The organism is Acetivibrio saccincola (assembly GCF_002844395.1).
Taxonomy (GTDB): Bacteria; Bacillota; Clostridia; order Acetivibrionales; family Acetivibrionaceae; genus Herbivorax; species Herbivorax saccincola.
In genome coordinates this window covers 1,277,138-1,294,534 of record NZ_CP025197.1, presented here as the reverse complement: position 1 = coordinate 1,294,534, position 17,397 = coordinate 1,277,138, and the positions used below count along the sequence as shown (strand labels likewise).

General features: G+C 34.1%; 16 protein-coding genes. 1 reads left to right on the top strand and 15 read right to left on the bottom strand.

The genetic code is table 11. The annotated features are described in order from the left end of the window. Nucleotides 1-105: 105 nt before the first annotated feature. The 4 genes from HVS_RS05775 to HVS_RS05760 all read right to left on the bottom strand — a co-directional run bounded on the left by HVS_RS05775 (nt 106) and on the right by HVS_RS05760 (nt 5,778). The gene (locus tag HVS_RS05775; protein ID WP_101300094.1) at nt 106-2,022 is read right to left on the bottom strand and encodes a hypothetical protein; all 1,917 of its coding nucleotides are present in this window, start codon (nt 2,020-2,022) and stop codon (nt 106-108) included. A gap of 66 nt (nt 2,023-2,088) precedes the next feature. Beyond that, entirely contained in the window at nt 2,089-2,739 is a 651-nt protein-coding gene (locus HVS_RS05770; RefSeq protein ID WP_101300092.1) for an Athe_2463 domain-containing protein, read from the bottom strand. Nucleotides 2,740-2,764: 25 nt separating this feature from the next. Beyond that, the gene (locus tag HVS_RS05765; protein WP_159063399.1) at nt 2,765-3,613 is read right to left on the bottom strand and encodes a copper amine oxidase N-terminal domain-containing protein; all 849 of its coding nucleotides are present in this window, start codon (nt 3,611-3,613) and stop codon (nt 2,765-2,767) included. A 269-nt stretch (nt 3,614-3,882) separates the two neighbouring features. Continuing rightward, on the bottom strand, nt 3,883-5,778 hold the full coding sequence (locus HVS_RS05760) for a hypothetical protein (RefSeq protein ID WP_101300087.1): 1,896 nt from the start codon (nt 5,776-5,778) through the stop codon (nt 3,883-3,885). A 333-nt stretch (nt 5,779-6,111) separates the two neighbouring features. On the opposite strand from HVS_RS05760, the gene HVS_RS05755 reads away from it, so the two are divergent. Further along, on the top strand, nt 6,112-6,357 hold the full coding sequence (locus HVS_RS05755) for a hypothetical protein (protein ID WP_101298598.1): 246 nt from the start codon (nt 6,112-6,114) through the stop codon (nt 6,355-6,357). Nucleotides 6,358-6,398: 41 nt separating this feature from the next. Here HVS_RS05755 and HVS_RS05750 read toward each other — a convergent pair whose 3' ends face one another. The 11 genes from HVS_RS05750 to HVS_RS05710 all read right to left on the bottom strand — a co-directional run bounded on the left by HVS_RS05750 (nt 6,399) and on the right by HVS_RS05710 (nt 17,387). Beyond that, the gene (locus HVS_RS05750) at nt 6,399-7,619 is read right to left on the bottom strand and encodes an IS256 family transposase (RefSeq protein ID WP_101300085.1); all 1,221 of its coding nucleotides are present in this window, start codon (nt 7,617-7,619) and stop codon (nt 6,399-6,401) included. A 63-nt stretch (nt 7,620-7,682) separates the two neighbouring features. After that, the gene (locus tag HVS_RS05745; RefSeq protein WP_101300084.1) at nt 7,683-7,949 is read right to left on the bottom strand and encodes a hypothetical protein; all 267 of its coding nucleotides are present in this window, start codon (nt 7,947-7,949) and stop codon (nt 7,683-7,685) included. 26 nt (nt 7,950-7,975) lie between these two features. Continuing rightward, nucleotides 7,976-8,824 (bottom strand): copper amine oxidase N-terminal domain-containing protein, encoded by an 849-nt coding sequence (locus HVS_RS05740; RefSeq protein ID WP_101300082.1) that lies wholly within the window; start codon nt 8,822-8,824, stop codon nt 7,976-7,978. A 62-nt stretch (nt 8,825-8,886) separates the two neighbouring features. Continuing rightward, complete coding sequence (locus HVS_RS17115) at nt 8,887-9,012, bottom strand: hypothetical protein (protein ID WP_235827765.1); 126 nt, start codon at nt 9,010-9,012, stop codon at nt 8,887-8,889. 405 nt (nt 9,013-9,417) lie between these two features. Continuing rightward, entirely contained in the window at nt 9,418-10,005 is a 588-nt protein-coding gene (locus tag HVS_RS05735) for a copper amine oxidase N-terminal domain-containing protein (RefSeq protein ID WP_101300080.1), read from the bottom strand. A gap of 29 nt (nt 10,006-10,034) precedes the next feature. Then, nucleotides 10,035-11,951 (bottom strand): hypothetical protein, encoded by a 1,917-nt coding sequence (locus HVS_RS05730; RefSeq protein WP_101300078.1) that lies wholly within the window; start codon nt 11,949-11,951, stop codon nt 10,035-10,037. Nucleotides 11,952-12,017: 66 nt separating this feature from the next. Further along, nucleotides 12,018-12,671: an Athe_2463 domain-containing protein gene (locus tag HVS_RS05725; protein WP_101300075.1), complete on the bottom strand. Its 654-nt coding sequence runs from the start codon at nt 12,669-12,671 to the stop codon at nt 12,018-12,020. Nucleotides 12,672-12,696: 25 nt separating this feature from the next. Beyond that, entirely contained in the window at nt 12,697-13,545 is an 849-nt protein-coding gene (locus tag HVS_RS05720; protein WP_101300073.1) for a copper amine oxidase N-terminal domain-containing protein, read from the bottom strand. Between the two features lie 62 nt (nt 13,546-13,607). Further along, nucleotides 13,608-13,733 carry a hypothetical protein gene (locus HVS_RS17110; protein ID WP_235827765.1) on the bottom strand — a complete coding sequence of 42 codons (126 nt, stop codon included), beginning with the start codon at nt 13,731-13,733 and terminating at the stop codon, nt 13,608-13,610. Nucleotides 13,734-14,136: 403 nt separating this feature from the next. Next, a complete protein-coding gene (locus HVS_RS05715) occupies nt 14,137-14,724 on the bottom strand; it encodes a copper amine oxidase N-terminal domain-containing protein (RefSeq protein WP_101300071.1) in 588 nt (195 codons plus the stop codon). A 29-nt stretch (nt 14,725-14,753) separates the two neighbouring features. Further along, nucleotides 14,754-17,387, bottom strand: a complete 2,634-nt coding sequence (locus HVS_RS05710; protein ID WP_101300069.1) for an Athe_2463 domain-containing protein — start codon at nt 17,385-17,387, stop codon at nt 14,754-14,756. Between the last annotated feature and the right edge of the window lie 10 nt (nt 17,388-17,397).

The following is a 17,397-nucleotide window of genomic DNA, read 5'->3' as shown; positions in this document are numbered from 1 at the left end:
TTAACACATACAAAAAGCATGATTTTAAATCACCTTTCAACTGTGATTAAAATCATGCTTTTTAAATTCAGAAATATCAAGAAAACAACCTATACAAAAACATTATTAGTCATCATACATGGAGCCTTTTACCGTAATATACATTTCATCAAGCATTACCCCGCTTAATGTACCTAATGAGCTATATGCATGGCTGCTGCTTCCTAAATCAACATTGTCCATCCACACTCTTATGTAATACTCACCATCCGGCATATGTGCATGTGTAAAAGTGTTTATATTGTCCTTGTTTATAATAATGTCCACCTCTGTTGTTTCTGTTATTTTGTACATTTTTTGTCCCGGTTTTACATACTCTCTGTATTTGTAATTATCCCTGCTGCTTAAAGTATTTGACTCTTCATATCCTTCCATCACCATTTTCCAATATTCATGTGTATTTCCTCCGCTTATATGTTCATGGTAAATTTCTTCAACTTTTTTTGTATAACGTGACTCATCGCTATTTCTGTCTAACACCGTCACAAGTTCTATCCCGTTTATACCTATGTTATCCCGTGCCGTCAATCTGCCCGGACGTGTACTGAAAGTACTTCCCCTTTCAGGCAGCAGTTCTCCTTTTATATTTACAGCTTCCCTGTAGTCATTTATGTACATAAGGTCTGTTTCATAGTTAAATGAATTTATAACGGCGTTTACAATATCTTTGTGTTCCTGTGTATCATAAGGCACAGGCTTGTATGTTACCGTCTCCACTTTAAAAGAATATTTTCCGGCAGGGTTAAAGTAGTATCCTGACTTTATAGGATAGTCAAATCTTTGTAGATCTATATCCGTTGGAAATACAGCTTTGTCATACAGGTCTTTTCTGTTTATACCTTGCCTTGCTGCTTCCCTTGCCTGCATATATTCAATTTCCATAGGACTATTTATTTTTATTTGTATATCTCCACTGTTTTGCTGCTTAAAAGTTCTTTGATATTTTCCGTCAACAGGTGTCCAGCCGTATTCTTTTCCATTGGAGTCTAAACGGCACATCCACCTGATTACATTAAAATTATACGCCTCACTTTCCCAATACATTTTTTTGTTAAGAGAATCCACCCTGTTGTTTTCTATTTCATTTCTAAAGCTTTTTGACGGAATGTTTTTCATTCCATTGTATACATAAACATTAAACGTTAAATCTTTTGTTACTTCGTTAAACGGTGCAGTTCTAAGTACTTTATGAGGGCATAATTCACAATCTTCAAAACCGCACTCATAAACATCCCATCCTTGTATATAACCTTCAGAGAAAAGCCGGCCATTTTTAACCACCGGGGTTGAAGGATTTATGTCAAGCCATTTCCTACCTTCAGGGTCATCTCCAAAATCCCTTCTTTCAATGGTGAAATTTACAATAGGATTTCTTTCAACTCTGCTTCTTCTCACTTCATTGACAGGAGGATTATTTTGTTCAGAATACTTTCTAAACAACCCGTCTCTTGGATCTCTTATTATTTTAAACTCTCCTGTTATATTGCCACTCCACCTTCCTCTTGCAGACCCTAAATCAGCCACGGAAGGTCTTTTTGAAAGATTAAAACTAAAGTCTCTTGAGAGTACATTGTAAGGAATGTCATATTCACCATATTCAAAAATACTCTCAACATACTTTATTTCTGCTTCAAATACATTGTTTCCTAAATATTTTTCTTCAGGGCTTGTACCGTCTTCATTTATAACAAAACGCACCAAAACATCATCTTCAGGCATACTAAAACTTGCATACATCAATCTTTCATTTTCACCGGGAATGGTGATTTTGCCCTTTTCTTTGGTTGCATGTCCTAAATATTCTACAGGTATTTTAGAGCCATCACTTTTCTTTATAATTTCCCATTCATAATCTGCTGTCTCATCCTCGGTAAATGTAGACTTTACATTTATTCCAACTAAAACTTTTCTTCCTGCTCCGGCACCAACCGGAATGGATTCTGCTTGAACGGAAATATCTTTTTTTAACATTTCAAACGGCATAAGGAGAAAGGTTTTGTATCTTAAATTTTGACCATTGTTGTGAAAATAAAATCCTATTCCCAGCCCTCATGAATACATTGTAGGGGGCTGGATTATATGTACATAGTCTTCAACAGAACCTCCGTCAGAAAAATATTGGGGCTCCGGACCGTCAACTATATTTGCGGCAAAGAAATCCCGCCTTCCGGTTGTTTCGAATAATATGTCAGGTTTAAAATCTTTAGATTTTATCCACTGCCGAATATAAGGGTGCTCGTGGTTCCATGGTTCCTTTACCCATCTTCCATTAAGTGTTTTTACATTCTGAGTAGGAGGATAATCAGGTGGAAACACAGGATTTGCAAATAAATCTCCATTAAGAGTGTAGCCTAAACATCTGTATTGTGGAATTCCTTCTTCATCAGGTCTTTTAATTACTTTAATTGCAGCTTCTTTAACAGCATCAATACTGGCTTTTTCCTCACTGCCATATACAAAAATAGGCATGTTATTAAAAGCCGGAGTACCCTTAACATCCAACTTCTCATTTATTTTTTGTCCTTTTATGTTCTCATCTAAAAAATAATCATAGTGACCTAAGTTTTCTCCTAAAAAATTATTGGCAATTTCGAGTGATTCTTTAGCTGTTTTTATATTGGTGCTATTTGCTAATACAGTAATGTTAATCATCTGTATAAGTAAAGATATAATCAGTATTTTATTTATATACTTTTTCACCTTTTACACCTGCCATTATATAATATCAATTTTCCCACTCTACTACAACATCATTATATTGACTTCTATTAGGTACATATCCTGGAACTAAAATATCTATTGATACGTCTGCAGTCTCTGACTCCGATATCCATATATACTGTTTTGTTTCCTCAACATATATGTATTTTTCTGGTATATAATCCCATCTTTTTTTCTTTGGTTCAATATGTTTTTTCACTTCATTTGCTATATCTTTCCCAAATTTACTTTCTATTGCAAACACTAAATCTTCTTTTTGCTTTTCAAAATTTGGTCTCAAAACATTTATAGATATGCTTGTTTCAACAATTTTACTTTCTTGAGCCTTTGCAATTATTATATTTGTATCATTTGGCACTAAGTAACCATTTTTTTCTATAATACTTCCATCCTTTGGTGTGTCATCCTTTATGTCGCCTTTTTCCCTAGTATCAATATAAACCGTCCTTACAGCAGAATCCCAATCTACCCTTGCACCTAACCCCTCACTTACAAACCTTACAGGTACAAAGGTTCTGTCTTCTTTCAGCAGTGCTTCTGTGTCCATTAAATTCTTCTCACCATTTATTGTATATTCCTTTTTTCCAATTACTATCTTTATTTCTTTATCTCCCTGGGATATTGTAACTGTTTTTGTTTTTCCTTCCCAATCTACTTTTGCCCCTAACGCTTCACTTACAAACCTCACCGGTACCTGTGTCCTGCCGTTGTCGTCTATAAACGGCTCTGCATCCGGAAAATTCACCCTATCGCCATTTACCACTACACGAAGAGGCAATTGGGCAAATGATGTTGTTGTGAAAGCCATTAGCATAATAACTAATACTGTTATAAATAAAACTATCTTTTTCATTTTATTTCCTCCCATTTTTCATTTTTTACATGATATATAATATATATCTACAAAATATTATTTTAACTTTATTTTTATAATTAAGCAAAACTATTTGCTTCCCTACCTGCCATAGCTTCTATTCTTTTATACTCTACACAAGCATTGTCTAATTCTTTTGCTTTTCTTCCAATCATATCGGTAATTCTCCTGGTTTCTGTTTTTATATTATCACAAATTCTATTAATTTCCCGTATTCTCTGTCTTACATAGTATTCATTATATTTTCTCTACGTATCAGATGCTAAATTGTTTACATCCTTTAGCATGTAATGTTTCTTTTCTCCCCATTCCCTTTCTAAGTCTTTCATCTTTTTTCTCAAATCTTCTAATCTTACTAAATCTACTTTTAAGTTTCTTATGTACGTTGCTCCTATAGTTCTAATTACACTGTTTCTTAAAGTCTTAAGTACATGTTCTTTTTTATCCCTAATACTTTTTACTGTTTCCTTTTTATGATCTATAACATACTTAACTGCACCTTCAAATTTCTCACGCATAGTTTTTATTTGCTGTTTTGTATCCTCTACAACTTTTTCAACTGTTTGGCTTGCTTTTCTAGTCACTTTATTCCATGCATTCGCCACTTCTTTTTTGCAGTATTTTGCAAAATTTTTTGCTTCAGACATAAATTTTAAAAATACCTCCGTAAAACTTACTTCAAGTCCCTTTATTCCCAAAACTGACTCTTTTATCTTGTCTACCAAAAATTTTAATCCCCTTATACATTCAACAGCTGCCTTTTTGACAAGGTTAACTGTAACTGCTTTTGCTATGTTGTCAAGATAATTAACAACTCTGTTTACACCTTCTTTTAGCTTTTCACGTCCTTTTCTTATTATTTCTTTTGCATTATTTATTCCTTCTATTACTATTTCAACTGTACTGTGTAATAAATTAAAAAGAGCTTTTTTGCGATAAATTAAAAAATTATTTATTCCACTTGCTAAATTATTGAAAAAGCCGGTTACAGCCGCTATAATCCTCTTACTATATATTAACATCTTTTCAGCTGTATCTTTCAATGCACTCTTTGATATTTTTATCATATCATCTATAACAACTCCAATATGCTTAACTAACCTGCCAAAGGAATCCCTTGCTTCTAAAATAAATTTATAAAATGCTGCACCTAAAGCCCCTCCATAGGCAAGTAAAAATTCTCCTGTCTCCATACCGGATTGTCTCGGATAAAACAATTTTTTTATAAATTCTACGCTTTCAACTAAGACTGTTTTTCCTAAGATTTTTAAACTATTTAGCATCTCATTCTTAAAATTTTCTGTAACTATTGATATGTTTTTGAGATTCTCTAATATATCTAATGCAGTCCTTTTAGCAATTGTTGTTATATCTCTAAAAAACTCTACTGATGCCTGAGATATCTTTACTATTTTTACTCCTCCTGTTGCTATCACATCACCAAACATTAATATCAAATATATTTTTGTTAGAATACTAAAAACTACAACTTGATCTACAATACCTTCTTTTTCTTTAACTGTATCTAAAAGTGCTATTTTTAGTGCTCCAAGCAAAAATTCTCTTGACTCTAAAGTCGCCATTTTATCAGACCATGAGGCCACTATTTCTCCATCCACAGTTTCATTGTCTCCCTGGAATAATGACATTACTGCCCTAAATATTTTTTCCCTTTCTTCAGGATCCAGTATCATAACTTCCTGAGAAACATTTTCAACAAGTAAAGATATAAAGCCTTGTTCCGTCTGTTTTGAAAATGTACCTTCTTCTGTTAAGCATGAATCAGGAAAATGAAGTTTCTTAAACTCACTCAGACTTTTACGATCTTTTTTAATAATATCTAAAACTTTAGAGAAATCTTTATAACTATCTATATTCAATGGAATTTTTGATGGAATTACCGATTTAAAATAAAAACGGTTTTCATCTGGAATTATGTATATGCCAAGGGGATTCACAAAGTCATTTGAGCCATTAAAACTATAAAATTTTTTTACCGATTCATCATAATCATCAAATCTTTCCTTAAATGCCTTTATAACTTCGGGACAAAAAGCCTGACCATCACAACTAAAACAATATTTTATTAAAGGGAGTGTAAATAATTTTGTGGGTTTAGATTTTATGTAAATCCTTCTCAGCAAGAAACATTAATTAATTTTAGTTTACAGAATATATAACTGCATTTTGTTTTTCATTATAGAGTTTTGCCAATTATTAAAGTTTTATACATAAATTTTTTAATAATTGGCAATACTTATTTGTCTAGCAAATTTAAAAAAGTAAAAACATAAAAGTACAATGTTAATTTAATTTGCTTTTTGTCAATAATTCTATTGAGGCCCGGCTCTGCCGATACCCTGCAATGCTGGGAAGCAACAGGGAACCTACAACCGGGCTGAAACCATACAAGTTTCAGGGAAGCGTATAAAATCCTATATAAGATTCTATATTTTTTATGATGAAGGAGCTTTGCAGTGTTTAATTTTAGTGCTAACCACATGGTAATGATAAATTGCAAAGAATTAGATAGATACAATATTTTTACAATGAAGGATCTTGACACTAACCGGGTTTATTTACTCTATGACTTCAGGAAAAAACATGTCTTTAAAAGAGACAAAATATATTGTGTTTCCGGAAAAGTCAACTCTGCAGACAAATTATACCTTGTACTTGAAAATTCAAAGGAAGATATTAAACATAGTAAAACCGCCATATAAAGTTTTCAAGGAACACTTAATACTTTATTTGTCTTTCTGTTTTAACTAACATAATTGTCAAGGCGTCCTGGGTATTGAATTATCAGTTGATTCAATACCCTATCCCAATTTTTATAACGTTGGGTCCATTTTTTTATCACATTTTTTGAAGCCATATATAGCATTTTTTCTAAAGAATCATCTGATGGAAACATAGTTTTTGATTTTGTTACCTTACGGTACTGCCGGTGTAATCCTTCAATGACATTAGTTGTATAGATAATCTTTCGGATTTCTTCTGGGAATTTATAGAATGGACTTAGTACATCCCAATTATTTTCCCAGCTCCGTATCGCAAAGGGATAGCTTTTTCCCCATTTTTCTTTTAATTCATAAAACTTCTCTAAGGCAACCTTTTCATTAATAGCTTTGTAGACATTTTTAAAATCATTACTAAAGGCTTTTATGTCTTTGCAGGATACATACTTAAAGGAATTACGCAGTTGATGTATTATGCATCTTTGTATTTCTGCCATAGGAAACGCAGCATTTATAGCTTCTTTCAGTCCTGTAAGTCCATCCACGCAAAATAGCATTACATCCTGTACACCCCTGTTTTTAAGATCATTCATTACACCAAGCCAGAATTTTGATGATTCATTTTCTCCAATCCATATACCCAGTATGTCTTTATATCCCTCAACATTAACACCAATAACCACATAGGCTGCACGATTACATATTCTTCCTTCATCTCTTACTTTATAATGAATGGCATCCATAAAACAAAATGTATATATAGGTTCTAAGGGTCTTTGTTGCCATTCTTTTATTTCAGGAATAATACGGTCAGTAATCCTACTAAGCATTTCCGCAGATATTTCCACTCCATAAAGGTCCTTTAGCTGCTCTCCAATATCCCTGGTTGACATGCCCCTTGCGTATAGAGATATTATTTTTTCTTCTATGCCGGAAACATTTCTTTGATATTTAGGTATAATTTTAGGCTCAAACTCTCCTTTACGGTCCCTTGGAATTTGAATCTCAACTTCTCCAAATTCACTTTTTAAAGTCTTAGTAGAATAACCATTTCTACAGTTGTCGGTATTTTTTGCACTACGTTCTTCCTTAGCATAACCAAGCTTTTCTTCTAATTCAGCTTCCATAAGCTCTTGTATAATGTCTTTAAAAATGTCTTTAAGATAGTTCGTGACATCAGTCACACTTTGGAAATTATTTCCCTTAACTATTGCTTTTATCTGTTCTTTTGATAATGTTGACATAAAAAATTCCTCCTTAGCTTTTATTGTTTGTAATTCTTGCCAAGAAGGAATTTAATTATTCATTCATACACAAAATTTGTTACATTCTCTAGGCATATCACTAAAAGCCGGAGTACCCTTTACAGCTAATACTTCATTTATTTTATCTCCCTTTATATTCGTTTCTCCAAAATAACCGTAAAATCCCAGTACATTTTCTTCTAAAAATTTATTGGCAATATCCAGTGATTCTTTGGCTGTTTTTATATTAGTGCTACTTGCTGATACTGTAATATTAATTACCTGTATTAGTAAGGATATAATTAGTATCTTAATTATATACTTTTTCACCTTTTACACCCTCTGTTCTATAGTTATTAATTTTCCCACTCTACTACAACATCATCATATTCACTTGTATCAGGTACATATCCCGGAAGTAAAACGTCTACCGCTATATCCTCTCCTATTGATTTTCTTAACCAAATATATTGATTTGTCTTCTCTACATATATATATTTTTCAGGCAAATAATGCCATCTGCTTTTCTTTTGTTCAACATGTTTTCTCACTTGATTTGCTATATCTTTACCAAATTTATTTTCTAATGCAAATGTTAAGTCTTCAATTTGTTTTTCAAAATTTGGCCTCATAAAATTTATAGAAATGTATGTTTCTACAACTTTACTACTTCGAGCCTTTGCGATAATTATATTTGTATCATTTGGCACTAAATACCCATCTACTTCAATAATACTTCCATCCTTTGGTATGTCATCCTTAGAATCGCCTTTTTCCCTCGTATCAATATAAACCGTCCTTACAGCCGGGTCCCAATCCACCCTTGCACCTAACCCCTCACTTACAAACCTCACCGGTACAAAGGTCCTGTCTTCCTTCAGCAGTGCTTCTGTATCCATTAGATTCTTTTCACCGTTTATTGTATAGTCCTTTTTTCCGATTACTATCTTTATTTCTTTATCTCCCTGGGATATTGTAACCGTCTTTGTGCTTCCTTCCCAGCCTACTTCTGCCCCTAATGCTTCACTTACAAACCTCACCGGTACCTGTGTCCTGCCGTTGTCGTCTATAAATGGCTCTGCATCCGGGAAATTCACCCTATTGCCGTTTACCACCACACGAAGAGGCAATTGGGCAAAGGACGTTGTTGTAAAAGCCATTAACATAATAACTGATACTGTAATAAATAAAACTATTTTTTTCATTTTATCTCCTCCTGTTTTTAATTTTTTTATATGCTATATAATATATCTTTCTATTTTTTAATTTAGCAAATTTTATAATTAAATACATCTTCTTTAAAGAGATACTTTATTGAAACGGTGGCCTCCGCCCTCATATATGTACTGCAATTGGACATGCTGAAGCTGACATCCCCAGTTTCTTTCCTCATATTCATTTCAATTAAATCTGCAATCCTTTTTATTTACTCACCTGTTTTTAATTTTTATATCCATTCGGTCAACATAACTATTCCATATATTTGTGTAAACTATATACATTTTTATACTTTGCGCTCTCAATACCTTATTTTTATAATTCCCATTCTACTATAACATCATCATACTGACCCGTATTAGGTACATACCCTGGAATCATAACTTCTACTGATATGTCTGAAGCTTGTGACTTTGATATCCATATATATTGATTTGTCTTCTCAACATATATATTTTTTTCAGGAAGGTAATCCCATCTTTCTTTGGTTCAATATGTTTTCTTACTTCATTTGCTACATCTTTGCCAAATTTGCTTTCTATTGCAAACACTAAGTCTTCTTTTTGTTTTTTTTTTTTTTTTAATTTGGTAATAATGTAGTTACAGATAAACTTGTTTCTATTGTGTCACTTCCACGAGGTTTTACAATTATTATATTTGTATCATTTGGCACTAAATATCCATCCACTTCTATAATACTTCCATCCTTTGGTGTGTCATCCTTGGTACTTCCTTTTTCTCTCGTATCAATATAAACCGTCCTTACAGCCGGGTCCCAATCCACCCTTGCACCTAACCCCTCACTTACAAACCTTACAGGTACAAAGGTCCTGTCTTCCTTCAGCAGCGCCTCTGTATCCATTAAATTCTTCTCACCATTTATTGTATAGTCCTTTTTTCCAATTACTATCTTTATTTCTTTATCTCCCTGGGATATTGTAACTGTCTTTGTGCTTCCTTCCCAGCCTACTTCTGCCCCTAACGCTTCACTTACAAACCTCACCGGTACCTGTGTCCTGCCGTTGTCGTCTATAAACGGCTCTGCATCCGGGAAATTCACCCTGTTGCCATTTACCACTACACGAAGAGGCAATTGGGCAAAGGATGTTGTTGTAAAAACCATTAGCATAACAATTGATACTGTAATAAATAAAACTATCTTTTTCATTTTTATTTATCCTCCAATGCAAACCATTATTAGTCATCATACATGGAGCCTTTTACAGTAATATACATTTCATCAAGCATTACCCCGCTTAATGTACCTAATGAGCTATATGCATGGCTGCTGCTTCCTAAATCAACATTATCCATCCATACTTTTATGTAGTACTCACCGTCAGGCATATGTGCATGTGTAAAAGTGTTTATATTGTCCTTGTTTATAATAATATCCACCTCTGTAGTTTCTGTTATTTTGTACATTTTTTGTCCTGGCTTTACATACTCTCTGTATTTGTAATTATCCCTGCTGCTTAAAGTGTTAGATTCTGCATATCCTTCCATCACCATTTTCCAATATTCATGTGTATTTCCTCCACTTATATGTTCATGGTAAACTTCTTCAACTTTTTTTGTATAACGTGACTCATCACTATTTCTGTCTAACACCGTCACAAGTTCTATCCCGTTTATACCTTTGTTATCCTGTGCTGTAAGTATACCTGGTCGTGTGCTAAAAGTATTTCCCCTTTCAGGTAGCAGCTCTCCTTTTATATTTACAGCCTCCCTGTAGTCATTTATGTACATAAGGTCTGTTTCATAGTTAAATGAATTTATTAGGGCGTTTACAATATCTTTGTGTTCCTGGGTATCGGAAGGTACAGGTTTGTATGTCACTGTTTCTACCGTAAAAGAATATTTTCCGGCAGGGTTAAAGTAGTATCCTGACTTTATAGGGTACTCAAATCTTTGAAGATCTATATCCGTTGGAAATACAGCTTTGTCATACAGGTCTTTTCTGTTTATACCTTGCCTTGCTGCTTCCCTTGCCTGCATATATTCAATTTCCATAGGACTATTTATTTTTATTTGTATATCTCCACTGTTTTGCTGCTTAAAAGTTCTTTGATATTTTCCGTCAACAGGTGTCCAGCCGTATTCTTTTCCATTGGAGTCTAAACGGCACATCCACCTGATTACATTAAAATTATACGGCTCACTTTCCCAATACATTTTTTTGTTAAGAGAATCCACCCTGTTGTTTTCTATTTCATTTCTAAAGCTTTTTGACGGAATGTTTTTCATTCCATTGTATACATAAACATTAAACGTTAAATCTTTTGTTACTTCGTTAAACGGTGCAGTTCTAAGTACTTTATGAGGGCATAATTCACAATCTTCAAAACCGCACTCATAAACATCCCATCCTTGTATATAGCCTTCAGAGAAAAGCCGGCCATTTTTAACCACCGGGGTTGAAGGATTTATGTCAAGCCATTTCCTACCTTCAGGGTCATCTCCAAAATCCCTTCTTTCAATGGTGAAATTTACAATAGGATTTCTTTCAACTCTGCTTCTTCTCACTTCATTGACAGGAGGATTATTTTGTTCAGAATACTTTCTAAACAACCCGTCTCTTGGATCTATTATTATTCTAAACTCTCCTGTTATATTGCCGCTCCATTCTCCTCTTGCAAAGCCTAAATCAGCCACGGAAGGTCTTTTTGAAAGATTAAAACTAAAGTCTCTTGAAAGTACATTGTAAGGAATGTCATATTCATCATATTCAAAAATACTCTCAACATATTTTATTTCTGCTTCAAATACATTGTTTCCTAAATATTTTTCTTCAGGGCTTGTACCGTCTTCATTTATAACAAAACGCACTAAAACATCATCTTCAGGCATACTAAAACTTGCATACATCAATCTTTCATTTTCACCGGGAATGGTGATTTTGCCCTTTTCTTTGGTTGCATGTCCTAAATATTCTACAGGTATTTTAGAGCCATCACTTTTCTTTATAATTTCCCATTCATAATCTGCTGTCTCATCCTCGGTGAATGTGGATTTTATATTTATTCCAACTAAAACTTTTCTTCCTGCTCCGGCACCAACCGGAATAGATTCTGCTTGAACGGAAATATCTTTTTTTAGCATTTCAAACGGCATAAGGAGAAAGGTTTTGTATCTTAAACTCTGACCATTGTTGTGAAAATAAAATCCTATTCCCAGCCCTCATGAATACATTGTAGGGGGCTGGATTATATGTACATAATCTTCAACAGAACCTCCGTCAGAAAAATATTGGGGCTCCGGACCGTCAACTATATTTGCGGCAAAGAAATCATATCTTCCAGTTAATCTGAATAATCGTTCCGGTGTAAAATCTATTCTGCGTATCCACTGCCGGATATAAGGGTGTTTATGGTTCCATGGTTCTTTAACCCACCTTCCGTTGAAAGTTTTAACATTCTGAGTCGGAGGATAATCAGGTGGAAATACAGGATTTGCAAATAAATCACCGTTAAGAGTGTATCCTAAACATCTGTATTGAGGAACTCCTTCTTCATCAGGTCTTTTAATTACTTTAATTACAGCTTCTTTAACAGCATCAATACTGGCTTTTTCCTCACTGCCATATACAAAAATAGGCATATCACTAAAAGCCGGAGTACCCTTTACAGCTAATACTTCATTTATTTTATCTCCCTTTATATTCGTTTCTCCATAATATCCGTAAAATCCCAGTACATTTTCTTCTAAAAATTTATTGGCAATATCCAGTGATTCTTTGGCTGTTTTTATATTAGTGCTACTTGCTGATACTGTAATATTAATTACCTGTATTAGTAAGGATATAATTAGTATCTTAATTATATGCTTTTTCACCTTTTACACCCTCTGTTCTATACTATTAATTCTCCCACTCTACTACAACATCATCATATTGACTCGTATCAGGTACATATCCAGGAACCATAACATTTATAGATATACTATCTGTTTGTGATTCTCTTATCCAGATATATTGATTGGTCTTCTCTATATATATGTATTTTTCAGGCAAGTAATCCCATCTACTTTTCTTTTGCTCAACATGTTTTCTCACTTGATTTGCTATATCTTTGCCAAATTTATTTTCTAATGCAAATGTTAAATCTTCAACCTGCTTTTCAAAATTCGGTTTCATAATATTTATAGACATTCTTGTTTCTACAATTCTACTTTCCTGAGCATTTGCAATTATTATATTTGTATCATTTGGCACTAAGTATCCATTTTTTTCAATAATACTTCCATCCTTTGGGGTGTCATCCTTAGAGTCGCCTTTTTCTCTTGTATCAATATAAACCGTCCTTACAGCCGGGTCCCAATCCACCCTTGCACCTAACCCCTCACTTACAAACCTTACAGGTACAAAGGTCCTGTCTTCCTTCAGCAGTGCTTCTGTATCCATTAGATTCTTTTCACCGTTTATTGTATAGTCCTTTTTTCCGATTACTATCTTTATTTCTTTATCTCCCTGGGATATTGTAACCGTCTTTGTGCTTCCTTCCCAGCCTACTTCTGCCCCTAATGCTTCACTTACAAACCTCACCGGTACCTGTGTCCTGCCGTTGTCGTCTATAAATGGCTCTGCATCCGGGAAATTCACCCTATTGCCGTTTACCACCACACGAAGAGGCAATTGGGCAAAGGACGTTGTTGTAAAAGCCATTAACATAATAACTGATACTGTAATAAATAAAACTATTTTTTTCATTTTATCTCCTCCTGTTTTTAATTTTTTTATATGCTATATAATATATCTTTCTATTTTTTAATTTAGCAAATTTTATAATTAAATACATCTTCTTTAAAGAGATACTTTATTGAAACGGTGGCCTCCGCCCTCATATATGTACTGCAATTGGACATGCTGAAGCTGACATCCCCAGTTTCTTTCCTCATATTCATTTCAATTAAATCTGCAATCCTTTTTATTTACTCACCTGTTTTTAATTTTTATATCCATTCGGTCAACATAACTATTCCATATATTTGTGTAAACTATATACATTTTTATACTTTGCGCTCTCAATACCTTATTTTTATAATTCCCATTCTACTATAACATCATCATACTGACCCGTATTAGGTACATACCCTGGAATCATAACTTCTACTGATATGTCTGAAGCTTGTGACTTTGATATCCATATATATTGATTTGTCTTCTCAACATATATATTTTTTTCAGGAAGGTAATCCCATCTTTCTTTGGTTCAATATGTTTTCTTACTTCATTTGCTACATCTTTGCCAAATTTGCTTTCTATTGCAAACACTAAGTCTTCTTTTTGTTTTTTTTTTTTTTAATTTGGTAATAATGTAGTTACAGATAAACTTGTTTCTATTGTGTCACTTCCACGAGGTTTTACAATTATTATATTTGTATCATTTGGCACTAAATATCCATCCACTTCTATAATACTTCCATCCTTTGGTGTGTCATCCTTGGTACTTCCTTTTTCTCTCGTATCAATATAAACCGTCCTTACAGCCGGGTCCCAATCCACCCTTGCACCTAACCCCTCACTTACAAACCTTACAGGTACAAAGGTCCTGTCTTCCTTCAGCAGCGCCTCTGTATCCATTAAATTCTTCTCACCATTTATTGTATAGTCCTTTTTTCCAATTACAATCTTTATTTCTTTATCTCCCTGGGATATTGTAACCGTCTTTGTACTTCCTTCCCAGCTTACTTCCGCTCCTAACGCTTCACTTACAAACCTCACCGGTACCTGTGTCCTGCCGTTGTCGTCTATAAACGGCTCTGCATCCGGGAAATTCACCCTGTTGCCATTTACCACTACACGAAGAGGCAATTGGGCAAAGGATGTTGTTATAAAAGCCATTAACATAATAACTGATACTGTAATAGATAAAACTATCTTTTTCATTTTTATTTATCCTCCAATGCAAACCATTATTAATCATCATACATGGAGCCTTTTACAGTAATATACATTTCATCAAGCATTACCCCGCTTAATGTACCTAATGAGCTATATGCATGGCTGCTGCTTCCTAAATCAATATTGTCCATCCACACTCTTATGTAATACTCACCATCTGGCATATGTGCATGTGTAAAAGTATTTATATTGTCCTTGTTTATAATAATGTCCACCTCTGTCGTTTCTGTTATTTTGTACATTTTTTGTCCCGGTTTTACATACTCTCTGTATTTGTAATTATCCCTGCTGCTTAAAGTATTTGACTCTTCATATCCTTCCATCACCATTTTCCAATATTCATGTGTATTTCCTCCGCTTATATGTTCATGGTAAATTTCTTCAACTTTTTTCGTATAACGTGACTCATCACTATTTCTGTCTAACACCGTCACAAGTTCTATCCCGTTTATGCCTATATTATCCCGTGCTGTCAGCCTGCCCGGTCGTGTACTGAAAGTACTTCCCCTTTCAGGCAGAAGCTCTCCTTTTATATTTACAGCTTCCCTGTAGTCATTTATGTACATAAGGTCTGTTTCGTAGTTAAATGAATTTATAACGGCGTTTACAATATCTTTGTGTTCCTGTGTATCATAAGGCACAGGCTTGTATGTTACCGTCTCCACTTTAAAAGAATATTTTCCGGCAGGGTTAAAGTAGTATCCTGACTTTATAGGATAGTCAAATCTTTGTAGATCTATATCCGTTGGAAATACAGCTTTGTCATACAGGTCTTTTCTGTTTATGCCTTGTCTTGCTGCATCCCTTGCCTGCATATATTCAACTTCCATAGGACTATTTATTTTTATTTGTATATCTCCACTGTTTTGCTGCTTAAAAGTTCTTTGATATCTTCCGTCAACAGATGTCCAGCCGTATTCTTTTCCATTGGAGTCTAAACGGCACATCCACCTGATTACATTAAAATTATACGGCTCACTTTCCCAATACATTTTTTTATTAAGAGAATCTACCCTGTTGTTTTCTATTTCATTTCTAAAGCTTTTTGACGGAATGTTTTTCATTCCATTGTATACATAAACATTAAACGTTAAATCTTTTGTTACTTCGTTAAACGGTGCAGTTCTAAGTACTTTATGAGGGCATAATTCACAATCTTCAAAACCGCACTCATAAACATCCCATCCTTGTATATAGCCTTCAGAGAAAAGCCGGCCATTTTTAACCACCGGGGTTGAAGGATTTATGTCAAGCCATTTCCTACCTTCAGGGTCATCTCCAAAATCCCTTCTTTCAATGGTGAAATTTACAATAGGATTTCTTTCAACTCTGCTTCTTCTCACTTCATTGACAGGAGGATTATTTTGTTCAGAATACTTTCTAAACAACCCGTCTCTTGGATCTATTATTATTCTAAACTCTCCTGTTATATTGCCGCTCCATTCTCCTCTTGCAAAGCCTAAATCAGCCACGGAAGGTCTTTTTGAAAGATTAAAACTAAAGTCTCTTGAAAGTACATTGTAAGGAATGTCATATTCATCATATTCAAAAATACTCTCAACATATTTTATTTCTGCTTCAAATACATTGTTTCCTAAATATTTTTCTTCAGGGCTTGTACCGTCTTCATTTATAACAAAACGCACTAAAACATCATCTTCAGGCATACTAAAACTTGCATACATCAATCTTTCATTTTCACCGGGAATGGTGATTTTGCCCTTTTCTTTGGTTGCATGTCCTAAATATTCTACAGGTATTTTAGAGCCATCACTTTTCTTTATAATTTCCCATTCATAATCTGCTGTCTCATCCTCGGTAAATGTAGACCTTACATTTATTCCAACTAAAACTTTTCTTCCTGCTCCGGCACCAACCGGAATGGATTCTGCTTGAACGGAAATGTCTTTTTTTAACATTTCAAACGGCATAAGGAGAAAGGTTTTGTATCTTAAATTTTGACCATTGTTGTGAAAATAAAATCCTATTCCCAGCCCCCATGAATACATTGTAGGGGGCTGGATTATATGTACATAGTCTTCAACAGAACCTCCGTCAGAAAAATATTGGGGTTCCGGACCGTCAACTATATTTGCGGCAAAGAAATCTCGTCGTCCGGTTGATTCGAATAATTGTTCCGGCACAAAAATTCTTTCTTTTATCCACTGTTGGATATAAGGGTGTTTGTGATCCCAAGGATCTTTAACCCATCTTCCGTTGAGAGTTTTAACATTCTGTGTTGGGGGATAATCAGGTGGAAAACCAGGATTTGCAAATAAATCACCTTCAGTAGTATAACCTAAACACCTGTATTGTGGAATTCCTTCTTCATCAGGTCTTTTAATCACTTTAATCGCAGCTTTTTTAACAGCATCAATACTGGCCTTTTCCTCACTGCCATATACAAAAATAGGCATGTCACTAAAAGTCGGAGTACCCTTTACAGCTAACACTTCATTAATTGAATATCCATTTGCATTTTTTTCTTTAAAATAATCATAATATCCTATGTTTTCTTCTAAAAATTCATTAGCTATTGTAAGAGACTCTTTAGCTGTTTTTATATCAGTGCTATTAGCTAATACAGTAATGTTAATCATCTGCATCAGCATTGATATAATTAGTATTTTAATTTTATACTTTTTCATTCCTTACACC